Raw genomic sequence first — 16,007 nt, 5'->3', positions numbered from 1 at the left:
ATTATTATATGTTTGTATCGCCATATCTTTTTATAGGTATTTTTAAATTTGGAAAATTTTTATCCATAGTATAAATTGCTGTGCAATTTTCTTTTTCTGCACAAAAATACTGCAAATAGTCTTCAAAATCACCTTTATTTTGCAAGTAAAAATCACAAGCCATATTAATAACGCTTGATCCAAATGAAACTATATCAAAATATGGATTTGTTATTGTGTTTTTAAAAAAAGACATAAGGGCTGGTAATTTATCTTTATCTATTAAATAAGCGATAGTTGAAATCATATCTTCTGAAAATACTATTTTTATTTCATTAGATATTAAAAAATATATCAATTGTTTAGCTTGTTCATTATTTATTCTTGCTTCGTCAAAAAAATCAATAAAAATATTTGTATCAAGAAATACTTTTTTCATATATTACCCTTTTTTAAGTCACTTTCTAAAAATTCTTTTTTCATTTCTTTGGCTGTTTTACTTGGATGAAAAGCTCCATTAAACATACCTGCAAATTCATTAATAAAAGCCATTGCCTTTTGCTCATTTTTGTTTCCATTGAATAATGTAGGTTCTACATTATCATTTGAAGTTAAGTTAGGAATGTTACTATTAACATCAATTATTTTCTCTTGTTTTAATGAAGGATAATTTATTTGCTCATCATCTTTTTTAGAAATAATCACTTGATTTTCTACAACATTCTTATCCGAAGCTATTTGCTTAACTTCTTCAATAACATAATGATCTGGATTTTTTTTAATTTGCTCAAGACCTTCATATTCACTTTCAACTGACACTTCTTGCTTAAATTCTAAATTGTCAAAATCAAAAGTTTTAACGACAGTTTGTCTTAATTTTTTTAGATCTTTAAAAGAACCCTTGCCTATGATTTGAGGATTCATAATATATGAATTTGAACCAATAATATCATATTCTTTTCTCTGCTCTTCTGTTACTTTAAAAATAACTTGTTTATCTTCAAGTTCTTTTATCGCACGATAAACACTTGATTTTCCTAAAATCTTCCTACTTTCAAAATAATGAACGAACTCACTATTATATTGAAAAACATTTTGATAATTTAAATTTTTAATCATCATCAACACAACTCTTAAAGCAGGATTTGAAAGATTATCAGTAAGAAAACTAATGTTTTCTACAAATAACTTAATAAAATCATCTTTGGTTTTTTCTCTTTGTAAAAAAGAACTTATTACTGTGGTAACTTCTCCTGTTACAGCATCAACTTTCTCTTGAACATTACTATATAATTTTTTAGTTTCTTTGTTTTCTAAATTAACTATCTTTGCCATATATTACCTTTTCCCAAAAATTAAAAAACATTATAGCATTATTTTCCCAAAAAATGATAAATTCCCAAATAAAAAAACAAATTGTATCCCATACAATGAATTTTATTGATTATTTTGGGAAAAATTACTTTTTTAGTTTTTTCCCACCACGAGCAGTTTTTGTCCCACGGGTGGGAAAATTTGTCCCACGGGTGGGAAAATTAAAAACCTTAATAAATAGCTATTTTATAGGCGTTTGAGAGCATTTTTTATAAGTCTTTTTCTTCTTTATCTGTTCTTAAATTCAAAAAACCGCAAATTTCGCTAACGCTCATTTGCCAATAATGTAAATCAAAAGTAATAATATTACTTTTGAACTTTTATAATAATAAAATCCAAAATAAAAATTAATAATTTTTCTTTAAATTAATGTTTTCTAAATAAAGTCTTCCGGCTTCTTTTATATTAGTTAAAGTTTTTTTATAGGTATTTCCTTGTGAAATGCAATTTTCAAACACATACAAAATGTCCATCTAGACTCTTTCAATAATAATATTTAGTGATACTTAATTTCCTCACTGTTCCAAAAAAGAAGTTTTAATTTAATTATTTATGTTAGAATATATAAAAAATTATATAAGAAGTTTTAAATGAAAGAATTAGAAGAATTAGAAGGTGAAAATTCTTTAGATATTAATAATGATGAAAATTATAAACAAATTTATCCTCTTGAAAAGATAAGAATAGAAAAAGGGCGTATGAGTCTTTTTGAGATAAAAAGAAGGCAAGAAAGAGGTGATATTCAAATAAGTCCGAAATTTCAAAGAGAAGATGTTTGGAATTATAAACAAAAATCAGAGCTTATAGAATCAGTGCTTATGGGTATTCCTATCCCTGTATTTTATTTTTTTGAATCTAAAGATACTAAAATTCAAGTAGTAGATGGTAGACAAAGAATTACAACATTTATTGATTTTATGAAAGATGAATTTGATTTAAGACAAGTAAAAATTATTACAGATATTACTGGCAAAAAATTTTCTGATTTAAATGCTGTCCAGCAAAGAAAGATTGAAGATTATCAGGTTGATACCTATACAATTCAACCACCAACTCCTGAGCAAGTAAAATTCAATATTTTTGATAGAGTTAATCGAGGTGGGACTAGATTAAATAATCAAGAAATGAGAAATGCTCTTTATCAAGGAAATTCCACTGATCTTATTGATGAATTAAGTAAAGAAGAGTGCTTTAAAAAAGCAACTGCTCATTCTATCAAATCAAATCATATGAAAGATAGATATATAATTTTAAGATTTATTGGATTTTATATTTATTATTCTAAAATAATCAATAATATTGAATATAAAGGAAATATTGATGATTTTTTATCTGAAATTATGTTGTTTTTAAACAATACCATGGATATATATTTAATTAGTGAACTAAAACTTATGTTTAAAAATACAATGAATTTTACATATGATAATTATGGTCAAGATATTTTTAGATTTAATAATCTTAATGGAATAAATAAAAGACCAATAAATATGGCTTTATTTGAAAGTTTAAGTTATTTATTTACTCTATGTATGCAACAAGGTAAAAAACCTCCAAAAGAAGCTATAGATAATTTAAAATTAGAATTTGATAAATCAGGGAAATTTGTTAGTGGGATTGATAGTGTAATTAGTGTAGATTATAGATTTAATAAGGTAGATAAATTTTTAAAGGATTGGAATGATTACAAATCTTAAAATAAAAAACTTTAAAAGTATTAGTGATTACAATTTTGAGTTTAAACCATTGACAATTTTAGCTGGAACCAATTCTTCTGGTAAATCAAGTATTATCCAAGCACTTTTATTTTGTTCTTATTATGCTAATAAAGATATATATTTAGAGGATTATTTGCGTAATTTTGGAGAAGGGAAAGATCTTTTATGTTTAGAATCAAATGAAAATCAGATTAAAATTACTTCTAATGTAAACAATGGAGAAATATTTTCTTTGGTTTTTGAAGATAATCAATGGGTAAAATCAAATAATAATTTTTTTGTTTTTGAAGAAAAATTATTTCATCTTTGTTCAAATAGAATTGGACAAGAAAATTTTGGGAAAAAACATTATACTTTAAGAAGTGGGAATAATGGAGAATATTTATTTGGATTTTATGAAGAAAATAAAAATAATGCTTTAAAAAATGATAGACTTATATGCGATCAAGAATCAGATTCACTATCAATGCAAATCAGATTTTGGATAAATAAAATTTTGGAATTAAAGCTTGAGCCAATAACTCAAAAAATTGATAGCAGTGGTGTAAAAATATTGTATAAAAATTATGATTTAGGTATGGAATTTTCTCCATTTAATTTAGGTTCAGGTGTTAGCTATCTTACTAAAATATTAATTTTAGGATTATCTTTAGAAAAAGGCAATATCTTAATTATAGAAAATCCTGAAGTTCATTTGCATCCAAAAGCGATTTCAAAATTAACTGATTTTTTTGTTTTTTTAATAAAAGCTGGAATTCAATTAATAATAGAAACCCATTCTGAACATATACTTAATGGAATTCGATGGAATGTTTTTAAAGAAGAAATATCACAACAAGATGTTCAAATTTATTATAGAAATAATATAAATAACAATTTCCAATCTATTGGGATTAATAAACAAGGCAAATATATTAATAGTAATGGTGAGATTATTGATTTCCCTGAGGGATTTTTTGATAGCGATTTAGATCATCTTTTGGAAATGATGTAATGAAATTTACAATGGTATTAGAAGATAGTTTAGCAGAAGAATTGTGTAATTTTAAAAATAAAAAAGAATGTGATATCAAAATTATTGAAAGAATTTTATATTATTATAAACAATATGTTTTATTACGAAAAGAATATATGAGAAGATATTATGATAGTGAAACTTTAAAATCTATTCTCGGACAAAAGACTAGTTTAGAATATAGCGATGATTTAGAATGTCTTTCTAAGAATACTATATATAAAATTATTTTATCTGAGAAACAATATAATTTTCCTTATGTAAATATTTTTGAAGATAAAATAGAAAATAATTTTACAGCTAGTTTTATAAAAAATGAAGATAGAAAAAAAGCTAAAGAACATTTAAAAGCCTTATTTTTAAATGCAAATCATTTGTTTGTTTATGATAAATTTATAAATAAAAATCAGAAGCGATTTATAGAATTTGCTGAAGAATGCTTTCCGAGAAAAAAATTAAACATTTTCTATCCTGTTAAAAATGGAATGAAATTTCCGAAAATTTTACGTACTAATTTGGAAAATATACATAAAGAATGGAATATTGTAGAGAATAAAGATTGTGTAATTAACAGAAAATATAATTGTTTGCACGATAGATATATAATTGTAGATAAGAAAATTCAAATTATTTTAACTAGCGGTATTGATAACTTAATGAAAAAAAAGAAAGATTTTACATACATAATAAGAGAATTATAAAATATATAATTAATGTATATTGTCAGTCACTAAAATAACTATTATATATTAGTAATTTTAATATATAATAGTATTTACTTTTAAGCAACCTTTACATTTGTACCTATTTTCCTAATAGCATCAATAATTTGCTGTAAGTTTTTACCTAGATTGCCAATAATGTAAATCAAAAGTAATAATATTACTTTTGAACTTTTATAATAATAAAATCCAAAACAATAAAATATTCATAAAAGAAATTTTTTAAACTAAAATAGCTATAATTAAATAAAATAATCTCAAATCAAAAATTAAATTTTTTATTTATTTTTATATCTAATTAATATTTTTTAGATAAAATTTCAATATCATTAAAATATAACGAACATATTTAAAAAATATATCAAGGATATGAAATGAAAAAAGTAGTTTTAGGGTTAGCTTCTCTTAGTCTTATTGTTTTTTTAGGTGCTTGTTCATCAGAGCCTAAGTCTATGGAATATTTTAAAGATGTTAAAAATGAAAAAGAATTAAAAGATACTTTAAAATATTGTAAAGATAATAGAGACTCTATACTAAAAGATAAAACTTCAAAAGAATATATAGAATGTGAAAATGCTTTTAAAGCAGATATAGGTAAATCAATGGGGAAAGAGCCTTTGGATTATGGCGAGCTTAGAAAAAAATATGATAAAGAAGCTGATGCTTTGTTTGACTAAATAGGAGTGAAAAATGAGTAGTGTTTAGCTACTCGTTTTTATATATTCCTATAAATTTACATACTATTCCTATAATTTTTTTTAAAAAACTTGTCTTATTAGTATCAGTATTATTAATATTGATTTTAGCATTATTTATGCTTATTTTAGAATTATCTCTAATATCTGCAATTTCTAAATTTTCAAGATCTTTTCTAGAATTATTTATAATTATAGTTGCGTTATCGGCAATAATTTTACTATCTTTATCAGCTCTAAGTAGAGTTATTTTACTACCTTTTTTTTCAGCTGTAATTTTTAAATTTTCTTTCCTTTTCCAAAAAAGTAAAAATCTAAACATAACATTTTATCCTTATGTGAAAATATTTTTGATATTTTACTATAAATTAAATAAAATATCTACCCAATATCAATAATATATGATATAAATATTAACTAGATATTTTAATCCCTAGTTAATTCTTTATCAGAATTTTCTTTTTTTAGGCATATTACTTTATCCCTAAACATCTGCATTTTAATTTCTTTTGTTACAAATTCTAACCCTTTTAAAAGCATTAAATCATTAAAATCACTCATACCTTGAGAGCTTTGCTCTTGTGTAAAATTTGGTAAAATTACACTAACATTAGAATATTTTTCTTTAATCTCTAAAGCTGTTTTTTTACCTGTATTTTCTAAACCTCTTAATTCTTTTTTTACATCATTATCAGCAAATATTGTGATATTTTTATCAGGATAGAGAGTATTTAGTTTTTTAACCACACTTTCTAAATTACCAGCATCTACTGCCATAATGATAGGTTTATTTAAAGCTTTATACAAAGTAGCACCAGTAGCAAAACCTTCACATAAATAAAATTCTTTTAAATTATGAAGTGTTTTAGCTCCTATAATATGAAAACAACCTTGTTTTTTTGCAAGATATTCCACACCTTGATCTTTTTCTTCTTGAGTTTTAATTACTCCTATGATTTTATCTCCATTTGAAAATATTCTTTGAAGTGACCATAATTTTCCATTTTCATCTTTTAAAGGAATTAATAATGAACCCATTTTATCTTGTTTAAGATAAAAGTTTTCATCAAAGCCTTTTTTCTTTAAGTAAGCATGGTTAGAATTAGCCCATCTTGCATTATTATATTCATCTTCTAATTTTAAGGCAGTTTTTTCTTGTAAGGCTAAAATTTCTTTTTCTCTAAGCTCTTGATCTTTTTTTATTTGATTATGTAATTCTTGAGAACTTTTTAAATTACCATTATAGTTTTTTTCTACTTGCATTTTCCAATTTTTCTTTACGCCTGTTTTAAAATTTTGTATAAAACCTGCAGGAAAATTGTTATTTAAATATCCAATATAAGCACCACTTAATTCTCTACCTTTATCATTAGTAGTTTTTACTCTATGAATTTTACCATCCATAATAGGTAAATTATCTATAATTAATCCTTCTTCTTCAAGTGATTTTTTAAATGATTGAAGGGCTAGGGAGGTGTTGGTTGAACTATTATAATACATCGATAATCCTTTTAAATTTTATAGTGATTTAGAAAAAGATTTTTCGTTAGTCCGAACATGTTCCCTTTCACGAGAATTAAGCTTTTTTTGAAAAAACTCATCAACTTTTTTAAAAAAATAGTTTTTATCTTTTTTCTTATCTTTTGAATTATCTATGGTTTTATTACTTTCAGATGTTTGTTGAGTTTCCTTGTAAGCTTTTAAAAATTCTGAAACAAAATTAGAAAATTCATTCGCATTTGATAAAACTCCAACTTCTTTAATTGCTTCAAAAGTTCCATTTAGAATATTTTGAAAATTTTCAGCTTTAAGCGGAGATAATATTTTGTCAAAATTTTCTTTTATTTTTGGATTGATTCTTTTGTTAATACTAGCATCAATATTTTGACTACCTAGTTTAATTAACTCATCTAAACCTTTCTCAAAATGTCCATCACCTAATCTTACCTTTAGTGGTATTTTTAAATCATCCGTGATAATTTCAAATGCAATTTCTTGTTTTGAAAAAGATAATTTTTCCATTCGTTTTAGCTTTTCACAAGAATCAAAAGTTTTTAAAGTATTAAAAAGAGATTCGATCTCTTTAGGATTTGATGTATTGTCATAAGTTCCATTAAAAACACACTCTTGATATTCTTCACATAATGATGAATTATCAATAACTTTTACTTTTATATTTTCAAATGTTATGTTTTTATTTTCATTTTCTTGTATATCTATGTTTTCCATTTTTCATCCTTAATAATTTTGTTTTTTGGTTTTGTTTTTTTGGATTATTGTAAAAATTGTTTGTATTTTTTTAGTTGCTTTTATCCTCCTTATTGTTGGTATAGTTGATATTAAAAAAATCATCAACTTCACTACATAATGATTTTATCTTTTCTAAATTATTTTTTTGAATATAATCAAAAAATAAATTTCTAAAATCATCTTTATCTAACAAAGAGATAATTTCAGAGCCTATCTTCTTACAAAGCTTCTCTTTTCTCTCTTTTTCTTTTTGTTTTGCTTTTTGGATTTTTTCTTTATACTCTTGTTTGAGTAATTCTATTTCTTTGCTATCTTTTTTCATCTTACTCCTTGTGAATATTTTATATATTAATTATATCATAAATGTTGAAAATATTAATTTTTATGTAAAGATAAATTGACTAAAATACAGGTGTAAAAAATGTATCAATAACAGGATAGCTATTTACTCCAAAAAATGACACCATTTTTTTAGTAAATAGCAAAATATTCTCTGCGAGGCTCAATAAAAGGTGTTGTAATTTTTATGAAAAAAACTAATATTTACTTTGATGAAAAAAGTTATTCTTATCTTGTTAAACTAAAAAAAGAAATGAAAGTTTCTTTCAGTAAAATAATAAATACAATTTTAAAAAATATTTATGATAATGAAAAAGAAAATATAAACACCATAGATAAAATAAATTATCAAAATAATGAACCAAAAAAAGAAATTAGATTTAAACTTACTGAAGATGAATATAAAATATTTTCAGATTTTGCAAAGAAAAATGGAAATGGAACCGCAACAAAACAAATAAGAATTTTAACTTTAAATCATATTTATAAAGATAAATTTTTTGATAAAAATTATATCGATGAATTCATATTAGCAAGAACAGAAATAAACACAATCGGAAGGAATATATATCAGCTTTTAAAAATTTTAAGAAGCGGAAAAAGTGTGAGAATAAATGAAAAAAATTTAGAAAAATCTTTTGAGGATATTTCAATAAATATTGAAAAATTATCCAAAGAATTAGAAAAAATTATTCTTAAAAATAATGAAAGAATTTAATGTCAAGATTTAAAATTTTTGATGATGAGATCATAGCAAAAAGAGTTTATACTAAAATAGAAGTTGGATCTAAATCTACATATAATTTTGTTAAAAAAAATATATCAAATAAAACAAATAAAGTTTTTAGAAAAAACACTGAAGTCGTTGTAAAAATTACATCAGGCTCGAAAAATTTGCAAGCAGTTTGCAAACATTTAGATTATATTTCAAGAGAAGGAACAGTAGAAATAATTACAAGTGATTTTGATATATTAAAAGGAAAAGATGAATTAAAAATTTTAAAAAAAATTTATGAAAATGAGGGCGCTCCTATTCCTAGATTTGGACAAGAAAAAAAAGAAAAAAGACATACTATTAATATGGTTTTTTCCATGCAAGATTATAAAAATGCACCCCCAGAAAAAATGAAAAAAGCTGTTTTAATGACATTAAAAAAAATGTATCCAGATAATTTTTTTGCAGTTGCTTTTCATGATGATACTGACAATCCACATTGTCATGTTTGTTTAAAAGTTGCAGATAAAAATGGAAAAAGAATTAATCCAAAAAAATCAGATTTAATGAATTTGAGATTATCTTTTGCTAAAGCATTAAACAATTTAGGTGTGGAAGCAAAAGCAACTATTCGTTCAAAAAACAATGAAGAAGTATCCTATAAACTTGAAAAAAATAAAGAACAAACTAAAATGCATTATTATCAAGTTTTAGATTATGGAAAAGCAAAATATAAATTTAGTCTTGATGAGAAAGCTAAAGATAGTTTTTATGTGAAATATAGAACAAAAAAAGGTATAGCTGTAATATGGAGTAATGATCTTGAAAGAGTTATCAAAGAAAATAAAATTTTAAAAGGGGAATATGCAAAGTTTAAAATTATAGGACAAGAAACATATCAAATTAAGAAAAAAATTAAAGCAAATGGAAAGACTTTTGAAGTAACCAAAATGGCAAAAAAATCTGTTTGGGACGCTTCTGTTTTAGGTAGAGAAAAAGAGCTAAAACCATTGCAATCAGATGAAAAAAATAATCCAAAATATACTATAAAGGAAAACAATGAGAGAGATTATACAGAACAATATAGACAGAGAATCTTACAAGAGTCCAGTAATAAATCAAATATCCCAAGAGAATCTGCCAAAGAAAGAGACTTTATGCGAATATTGTCCGAACAGTCTGTGGTTCATGAGCGAAAAGGAACTCAAATGCCTATGCACATCAATGCACTCAATCAGCTACAGCAAGGAAAGCGAGAACGAACCGATAGTAGCTTGCGATGGACAAATTCTAGGAATAATGAGATTGAAAGAGATGGATAATAATTGATTTTGTTTGTTTTAAAGAATAACCGATTAATTAAAGCAAAACTTTAATTAATCAGTTGTTTTTTCTTTAACCTCTATCTTGAGAAAATTCAATATTATTTTTATTATTTAATTTTTCCAAAATAGCATTAGACTTTGGAATAAAAGGGCTTTTATAGTCTTTTTGCTGACTCATTTTTTCTATTTCTTGCATTATAATAACATTATCCTCTTTTAACGCTTCATAATACTCTTTTCTTTTATATTCAGGAGTATTTTCACCAGTTATTAACTTCAATTCTTTAACATCGTTTTTTAATTTTTCTATGTTTTTTAAATTCACATCACTAAATTTACTAAGATTGTTATAAAAATTATTTATTCTTTTTATAAATCCAGTAAAATTTACATAATTTTCTAAATTGAAAAAAGTATTTTCATCGCGTTTGTAAATTAAATTATCAGGTTCAACGAATATTTTTTTATCAGGGGTAGATACATAAAAATTTAAAGTGTTTAGATCAATTTTTTCTCCACTAATTATTAGTCCTTGATATTCAAAAATTTTATATTCTTTCTGATAATCGTGTGCAATAGTTTTAATGGTTTTATCAAAAAACTTTTCAAGTTCTTTTTGTCTTGTTTTATTTAGCTCTGAAGCATCATCTTTAATGATACAAAAATCTTTTGTGCTTTCTTCATTGTTTTCATTATAAATAAAACATTTTCCTTGAAAATTATCACTTTTGTTTTTTTGGATAATGTCTCGGAGTATATTATATTTTTTTGTTTCTTTTTCCAAAAATTCAATTTTAGATATATTAGATCTAAGACTTTCTTCATTGTTATGAATTTGCCTTTTATAGCCACTATAAAGCATTTCTTCTTGTCTTAAATCGCTACTTAATTGCACTTGTAATAAAATAAGTGGATTTCCAGTAGCTTCTGCTTTCATTTCTGCTGCATCGGCAGCACCACTTGTAATATCATCAAGCGTTCTTACATCAGCACCTGCTTTTCTAAATTGTTCTATAGAGCGTGCTTTACTTTCGATAACTTGCCACATTCTAGCATCATAAGTTCTTTCAGTTGCGTATCTAAATTCTTTTACTCGAAAGTTTTGTGGATCTCTCATGAAAAGCTCATTTCCTTGTCTAATAACCCTTCCACTTCTTTGTTCTAAATCACTTGGACGCCACGGACAATCTAAATGATGTAAAGCTACAATTCTTTTTTGTACATTTGTTCCTGCACCCATTTTTTGTGTTGAACCAATTAAAATTCTAGCTTTTCCTGAATTCATATCCGAAAAAAGTTGTCCTTTTTGTAAATCTGTTTTTGCATCGTGAATGAAGCGAATTTCATTTTGTGGAATACCTTTTACAACAAGTTTTTTTAAAATATCAGTATAAACATCAAATTTTGATTGCTCTGCTAAAAGCTCATCTAATGTTTTATTATTATCATCTTCTGATTGTTCTATAATATCATTTATATTGATAAATTCATCTTCGCTTTTTTCTAATAAATTAGTTGGTGTAGTATTGTTTAAAATAACTTTTTGTGAATGCTGTTTTGGGGTTGATAAATCACAAAATATTAGTTGAGTGCCTTTATCTTCATTCCATGATAAATATTCATTATAAACATTCTCCACTAGCTTATTTATTTTAGAATTTGAATAGTCTTTGGCTTGAGGATTAATTAATCTAAAATCAAGTCCAGCTTTTCGAGCGTCTGTAGTACAAGCAAGTAAATTATTTCTTATAATATCTTCTTGTTGGTGTTCCATTCTCCATACAATAGACCCTTCATTCCACGAGCCTTTTTCATCTTGAATTCCTATAAATTCTGCTATTTCATCACTTCTTGGTGCAACCACATTAATAGGTTTATCATTATATAGCTTTGGAACAAAATCTTTTTGATATTTCATAATATCATTATTTGTTACGATATCAGCTATACTTTTATACATTGTTGATAATTCAGGAACATTTTTGAATTTATTAAATCTTGCCACTATTTTATAATTTATTCCAGAACTATCAAGCTCCCAAGCATTTGTAATTTCTCCAAAAATAGAAGCCCAAGAATCAAAAGCCTCTATTTCTTTTTCTTTTAATATATTTGGTTGGATATATCTTTGCAAAGTATAAAGTTCTGTGATCGAATTGCTTATAGGTGTTCCTGTTAAAAAATAAACTTTTTTATTTTGCTCGTGTAGAAATTGTGTTTTGCAGTATAAATCATATGCTTTTTGAGAACCTTTTAAATTCCCAAGACCACTTATATTTCCCATAGAAGTTGTAATAAGTAAATTTTTAAACTCATGGGCTTCATCGACAATTAACGCATCAATACCCAATTCTGAAAAATCTATCGCTTTAGATTTTTTGTGTGATTTTTGTAAATCTTCCAATTTTGCTTTAAAATTTTCAATGCGTTTTTCTAATTCTTTAACAGAATATCTCATCACATTATCATCTTTTTGCTTTCTGTTTAAGGTTTCTTCCAAAATAAGAATATCTTCTTGATATTGTTTTTTAATAGTCTCATAAGGGGCAGGTATCAATTTAAATTGCGAATGTGTCATAATAACAGCATCAAAATTGTTTGTAGCTATTTTTGAAAAAAATCTTTCTCTATTATCTTTCTTTAGATCATCATTTGTGGCAACTAAAATATTTGCGTTTGCATAAGCGTGATAAAATTCATCATTCCATTGTCTTGCTAAATGATTAGGAACTACAATTAATGGTTTGTTTAAAAGTCCCATTCTTTTTTGTTCCATCACAGAGCAAATTGCTACTAAGGTTTTTCCTGCACCTACTTGATGATCAAAAATAATATTATTTTCTTGAATAGATCTATATATAGCATTCTTTTGGTGTTTTTTCAATTTTATGCTAGCATTAAAATTTGGTAATTCTAATTTTTCTCCGTTATATTGTGGTTCTATGTTGGTGTTAAATTTTTCATTATAAATATTTTCAAGATCTGTACGCCTATCATAATCTTGATAAATCCACTCAACAAATTCATTTTTAATATTTTCTAATTTTGCATTAGCAATTGCTGTCTCTTTTGCATTAAGCTCTCTTATTTCTTTTCCATCAGCATTTTCTTTTTTATCATAAATACGAATCGGCTTTCTTAATAAAGCGTGTTCAAATAAATCAAAACACCCTATTCTTTCAGTTGCATATTGTGATCTAACATAAGAATTTAATGCGTAATTATTACCTTTAAGATTCCATTCACCAGTTTTATTTATCAAGAATAAATCATAATTTTTAGAATCAATTTGTAAAGTTTTTTCTATAAATTCTTTATAATACTTTATAGGTATCCAAGTTGTTCCAAGAGCAACTGATATATCAACAGCTTTTAGATCTTTAGGTAAAACTTTTTCCAAACTTTCTAAATTATTAGCAAAATCATTCAAACCATCATCTACTAATTTCTTAACCTCATTATATTTTGCCTTAACATTGCCTGAAAGATATTTTTCTGCTAATACATAATTAGTAGGGTTATTATGATCTTTAAAAATCATTCTTTCATTTTCTAAAACCTCTATGGTTTTTTCTATAGGTTGATCTAAATTATTTTCTAAAAATTTTAAATCAATTCTTCCACATTCATTAATACTAGCTACTAATGCTTCTTGAGGGGTAGAAATTTTCATTTCTTTGCGTGCATTTATAGTTCTTTTAAAAAAAATATCAGCTTTCGTTGCACTTGGTTCTATAGGATCAATACCTTCTTTTAGTGCTACATTTTTAGAAATACCACTACTATAATTTTTTTCTAATGCTAAAATTTTATTTGCTTCCACATCTTCTTTGAAAGCTTTTTTATTTGCATCTCTATTTAGGTAACCTTCTTTGGCTACAAAATCATCATATAGTTTATTTAGGTATTTTCTTTGGTTTTCTACTAAAAGCTCGCTAGATTGATTTTTTTCATACTCAATAAGAGTATTGAATTGATCTCTAATATCTATAAGTTTTCTTATTCTTCTTTTATCATGTTCATTTAAAACAGGTTTTGAGAAAACTATTTCTTCATCATTTCTAATTCTCATATAGATTTCATTTTTGTATTTGAAATAATTACCATCTTTTAATTTATTTAAAGCATTACTATAGTTTTGATATTCGGGAGATTCTTTATCAATTCTATAATAAGATAATTTAATTTTTGTTTCTTGGTATTTGTAGATATCTTTTGGTAGGCTTTTTACAAAGTTTTCTAAAGCCTCTTTTAAATTTCTTCCATCATCTAAACATACTAAGTCTTTTCCGTATTGAGAGCTTTTGATATCCATTTTGCCTAAGATATTTTGAGGATTTTTTTTAAAATATTCATTTATTCTAAAATCATTAAAAACATCAGTATGCATACCTCTTTTTTCAGCTTCAGCAAAACGATTATCATAATATTCTACGCTTTCTAACCACGAATTGTTTATATTTAAATCTTTTCCTTTTTTGAAAAAGATGATATCGGTGGTAACTTCTGTATTAGCTCGTTTTTTGAAAGCATTGTTTGGTAATCTTACAGCACCCAAGAATGTTGCTTGTTCGGCTATATAATTTCTTATTGTGCTATTTTTAGAATCTAAAAAATAACTTGATACTACAAATGCTGCAATCCCATCTTCTTTTAAATTTTTAATAGCATTACCAATAAAATAATTATGAACGCTAGTTTTATTTAAAGTAGGATTATTTGGATCAATAATCTTTTTTTGACCAAAGGGCGGATTGCCTATAAAAGCATCATATGGTTTATCAAATAAATGGTGTTGAAATGCCTTGTTATAGATTGTTTGATTAGGATATAGGTTCTTTAATATATTTGAACTCATAGTGTCAAGTTCGATACAAGTAAAACGATATTTATCGCTATAATTTTTAGCATGCGATAAAAAAGAGCCTATGCCAGCACTCGGTTCAAATATTTCTTTGGTGTGATTATCGTTATTAAATCCTAGCTGATTAAGTCCTTGATAAATCGTATCAATGATAATTTTTGGAGTGTAAAAAGCATCTAAAGTAGAGGTTTTTGCTTTTTCATATTCTGCATAATCAAGTGTGTTAATAAGTTCTTTAAATTCTTTTTCCCATTCTTTATTTTGAAAATCAAAAGCTTGAGGAATTCCACCCCATCCTGAGAATTTATTTAAAATTTCTTGCTCTTGTTTAGTAGCATAGCGATTTTCTTGTTCGATAGTTTTTGAAAGTTTAATAGCTTGAAGATTTTTTTGAAATCTATCTTTCAAAGAGCCAAGATAGACTTCATCATCACTTGCAAAATCTAATTTTTGTCCAGATTTGAAACTTCTTCCTTCATATCCATCATATCCTGTTGTAAGCTCCAATACTGATCGTTGATTGTTTTCTCTTGATTTTGTTGTTTGTCCTTCATCATCATCTCTTGAAATAAAGGAGAATAAATTTGTGGTTCTATCTCTATATAATGATTGAGATTTATTTGTTCCTCCATCAATATTTCCATATCTGTTAAGCCCTGAGATCTCTTCTTGTCCGCTTCTTTGCTTTCCAAGATTGCTAGTTCTATTTGTGCTTGTGGTAGTGCCAATGTTATTAATTCCGACATTCCCATATTTTTGATTGTATTTGGATAAATTTGTGTCCATCTCTCCAGTATTATTAAGCTGTATTGAGGGATTTTTTTGTCTATCCAAGCCTGTTGAAGCTGTAAAAATGCTATCTTGTTTAAACTCTTTTCCAATATTTTCATATTTGGATAATTTTCCATTCTGTTGCTCATTCTCTTTCCTTTCATCTGTAATAATTAATTCCTCTTCTATAAAATAGAATAGACTAGGTTGATCATCATTCAATTTTTTCTTCTTTGCCAT

14 protein-coding genes are annotated in these 16,007 nt (G+C 25.3%); 6 read left to right on the top strand and 8 right to left on the bottom strand.

Going from position 1 to position 16,007, the window contains the following annotated elements; all coding sequences use genetic code 11:
* Positions 1-4 precede the first annotated feature (4 nt).
* The 3 genes from CPEL_RS08470 to CPEL_RS09140 all read right to left on the bottom strand — a co-directional run bounded on the left by CPEL_RS08470 (position 5) and on the right by CPEL_RS09140 (position 1,826).
* A complete protein-coding gene (locus tag CPEL_RS08470; RefSeq protein ID WP_044599615.1) occupies positions 5-418 on the bottom strand; it encodes a type II toxin-antitoxin system VapC family toxin in 414 nt (137 codons plus the stop codon).
* Positions 415-1,314, bottom strand: a complete 900-nt coding sequence (locus CPEL_RS08465; protein ID WP_044599614.1) for a replication/maintenance protein RepL — start codon at positions 1,312-1,314, stop codon at positions 415-417. Before CPEL_RS08465 ends, CPEL_RS08470 begins: the two co-directional genes overlap by 4 nt.
* 386 nt (positions 1,315-1,700) lie before the next feature.
* On the bottom strand, positions 1,701-1,826 hold the full coding sequence (locus tag CPEL_RS09140; RefSeq protein WP_232088192.1) for a type II toxin-antitoxin system HicB family antitoxin: 126 nt from the start codon (positions 1,824-1,826) through the stop codon (positions 1,701-1,703).
* Between the two features lie 117 nt (positions 1,827-1,943).
* On the opposite strand from CPEL_RS09140, the gene CPEL_RS08460 reads away from it, so the two are divergent.
* The 4 genes from CPEL_RS08460 to CPEL_RS08445 all read left to right on the top strand — a co-directional run bounded on the left by CPEL_RS08460 (position 1,944) and on the right by CPEL_RS08445 (position 5,485).
* Positions 1,944-3,050, top strand: a complete 1,107-nt coding sequence (locus tag CPEL_RS08460; RefSeq protein ID WP_044599613.1) for a DUF262 domain-containing protein — start codon at positions 1,944-1,946, stop codon at positions 3,048-3,050.
* Positions 3,034-4,065 (top strand): DUF3696 domain-containing protein, encoded by a 1,032-nt coding sequence (locus CPEL_RS08455; protein ID WP_044599612.1) that lies wholly within the window; start codon positions 3,034-3,036, stop codon positions 4,063-4,065. The genes CPEL_RS08460 and CPEL_RS08455 overlap by 17 nt, the downstream gene beginning before the upstream one ends.
* Positions 4,065-4,787 carry a hypothetical protein gene (locus CPEL_RS08450; protein ID WP_232088191.1) on the top strand — a complete coding sequence of 241 codons (723 nt, stop codon included), beginning with the start codon at positions 4,065-4,067 and terminating at the stop codon, positions 4,785-4,787. The genes CPEL_RS08455 and CPEL_RS08450 overlap by 1 nt, the downstream gene beginning before the upstream one ends.
* Before the next feature lie 395 nt (positions 4,788-5,182).
* The gene (locus CPEL_RS08445; protein ID WP_049984626.1) at positions 5,183-5,485 is read left to right on the top strand and encodes an EexN family lipoprotein; all 303 of its coding nucleotides are present in this window, start codon (positions 5,183-5,185) and stop codon (positions 5,483-5,485) included.
* 28 nt (positions 5,486-5,513) lie between these two features.
* On the opposite strand, the gene CPEL_RS08440 is transcribed toward CPEL_RS08445, so the two are convergent.
* The 4 genes from CPEL_RS08440 to CPEL_RS08425 form a co-directional block, all read right to left on the bottom strand.
* Entirely contained in the window at positions 5,514-5,825 is a 312-nt protein-coding gene (locus tag CPEL_RS08440; RefSeq protein ID WP_044599611.1) for a hypothetical protein, read from the bottom strand.
* A 104-nt stretch (positions 5,826-5,929) separates the two neighbouring features.
* On the bottom strand, positions 5,930-7,003 hold the full coding sequence (locus CPEL_RS08435) for a toprim domain-containing protein (protein ID WP_044599610.1): 1,074 nt from the start codon (positions 7,001-7,003) through the stop codon (positions 5,930-5,932).
* 18 nt (positions 7,004-7,021) lie between these two features.
* Positions 7,022-7,732, bottom strand: a complete 711-nt coding sequence (locus CPEL_RS08430; protein ID WP_012662288.1) for a hypothetical protein — start codon at positions 7,730-7,732, stop codon at positions 7,022-7,024.
* Positions 7,733-7,802: 70 nt separating this feature from the next.
* Positions 7,803-8,075, bottom strand: a complete 273-nt coding sequence (locus CPEL_RS08425) for a hypothetical protein (RefSeq protein ID WP_044599609.1) — start codon at positions 8,073-8,075, stop codon at positions 7,803-7,805.
* Positions 8,076-8,279: 204 nt separating this feature from the next.
* On the opposite strand from CPEL_RS08425, the gene CPEL_RS08420 reads away from it, so the two are divergent.
* Together CPEL_RS08420 and CPEL_RS08415 are read left to right on the top strand one after the other, a co-directional pair.
* Complete coding sequence (locus CPEL_RS08420) at positions 8,280-8,810, top strand: hypothetical protein (protein WP_044599608.1); 531 nt, start codon at positions 8,280-8,282, stop codon at positions 8,808-8,810.
* Positions 8,810-10,129 (top strand): nickase/relaxase, encoded by a 1,320-nt coding sequence (locus CPEL_RS08415; RefSeq protein WP_044599607.1) that lies wholly within the window; start codon positions 8,810-8,812, stop codon positions 10,127-10,129. The genes CPEL_RS08420 and CPEL_RS08415 overlap by 1 nt, the downstream gene beginning before the upstream one ends.
* A 73-nt stretch (positions 10,130-10,202) precedes the next feature.
* Here CPEL_RS08415 and CPEL_RS08410 read toward each other — a convergent pair whose 3' ends face one another.
* Entirely contained in the window at positions 10,203-16,007 is a 5,805-nt protein-coding gene (locus tag CPEL_RS08410; RefSeq protein ID WP_044599606.1) for a methyltransferase/helicase, read from the bottom strand.

Origin of the sequence: Campylobacter peloridis LMG 23910, assembly GCF_000816785.1 — a bacterium.
Lineage (GTDB): Bacteria > Campylobacterota > Campylobacteria > Campylobacterales > Campylobacteraceae > Campylobacter_D > Campylobacter_D peloridis.
This window is presented reverse-complemented; position numbering and strand designations above follow the sequence as displayed.

Bases quoted from the DNA above. Each gene is read 5' to 3' on its own strand.
- CPEL_RS08470 (WP_044599615.1), bottom strand. From the start codon at position 418: ATGAAAAAAGTATTTCTTGATACAAATATTTTTATTGATTTTTTTGAC.
- CPEL_RS08465 (WP_044599614.1), bottom strand. From the start codon at position 1,314: ATGGCAAAGATAGTTAATTTAGAAAACAAAGAAACTAAAAAATTATAT.
- CPEL_RS09140 (WP_232088192.1), bottom strand. From the start codon at position 1,826: ATGGACATTTTGTATGTGTTTGAAAATTGCATTTCACAAGGAAATACC.
- CPEL_RS08460 (WP_044599613.1), top strand. From the start codon at position 1,944: ATGAAAGAATTAGAAGAATTAGAAGGTGAAAATTCTTTAGATATTAAT.
- CPEL_RS08455 (WP_044599612.1), top strand. From the start codon at position 3,034: ATGATTACAAATCTTAAAATAAAAAACTTTAAAAGTATTAGTGATTAC.
- CPEL_RS08450 (WP_232088191.1), top strand. From the start codon at position 4,065: ATGAAATTTACAATGGTATTAGAAGATAGTTTAGCAGAAGAATTGTGT.
- CPEL_RS08445 (WP_049984626.1), top strand. From the start codon at position 5,183: ATGAAAAAAGTAGTTTTAGGGTTAGCTTCTCTTAGTCTTATTGTTTTT.
- CPEL_RS08440 (WP_044599611.1), bottom strand. From the start codon at position 5,825: ATGTTTAGATTTTTACTTTTTTGGAAAAGGAAAGAAAATTTAAAAATT.
- CPEL_RS08435 (WP_044599610.1), bottom strand. From the start codon at position 7,003: ATGTATTATAATAGTTCAACCAACACCTCCCTAGCCCTTCAATCATTT.
- CPEL_RS08430 (WP_012662288.1), bottom strand. From the start codon at position 7,732: ATGGAAAACATAGATATACAAGAAAATGAAAATAAAAACATAACATTT.
- CPEL_RS08425 (WP_044599609.1), bottom strand. From the start codon at position 8,075: ATGAAAAAAGATAGCAAAGAAATAGAATTACTCAAACAAGAGTATAAA.
- CPEL_RS08420 (WP_044599608.1), top strand. From the start codon at position 8,280: ATGAAAAAAACTAATATTTACTTTGATGAAAAAAGTTATTCTTATCTT.
- CPEL_RS08415 (WP_044599607.1), top strand. From the start codon at position 8,810: ATGTCAAGATTTAAAATTTTTGATGATGAGATCATAGCAAAAAGAGTT.
- CPEL_RS08410 (WP_044599606.1), bottom strand. From the start codon at position 16,007: ATGGCAAAGAAGAAAAAATTGAATGATGATCAACCTAGTCTATTCTAT.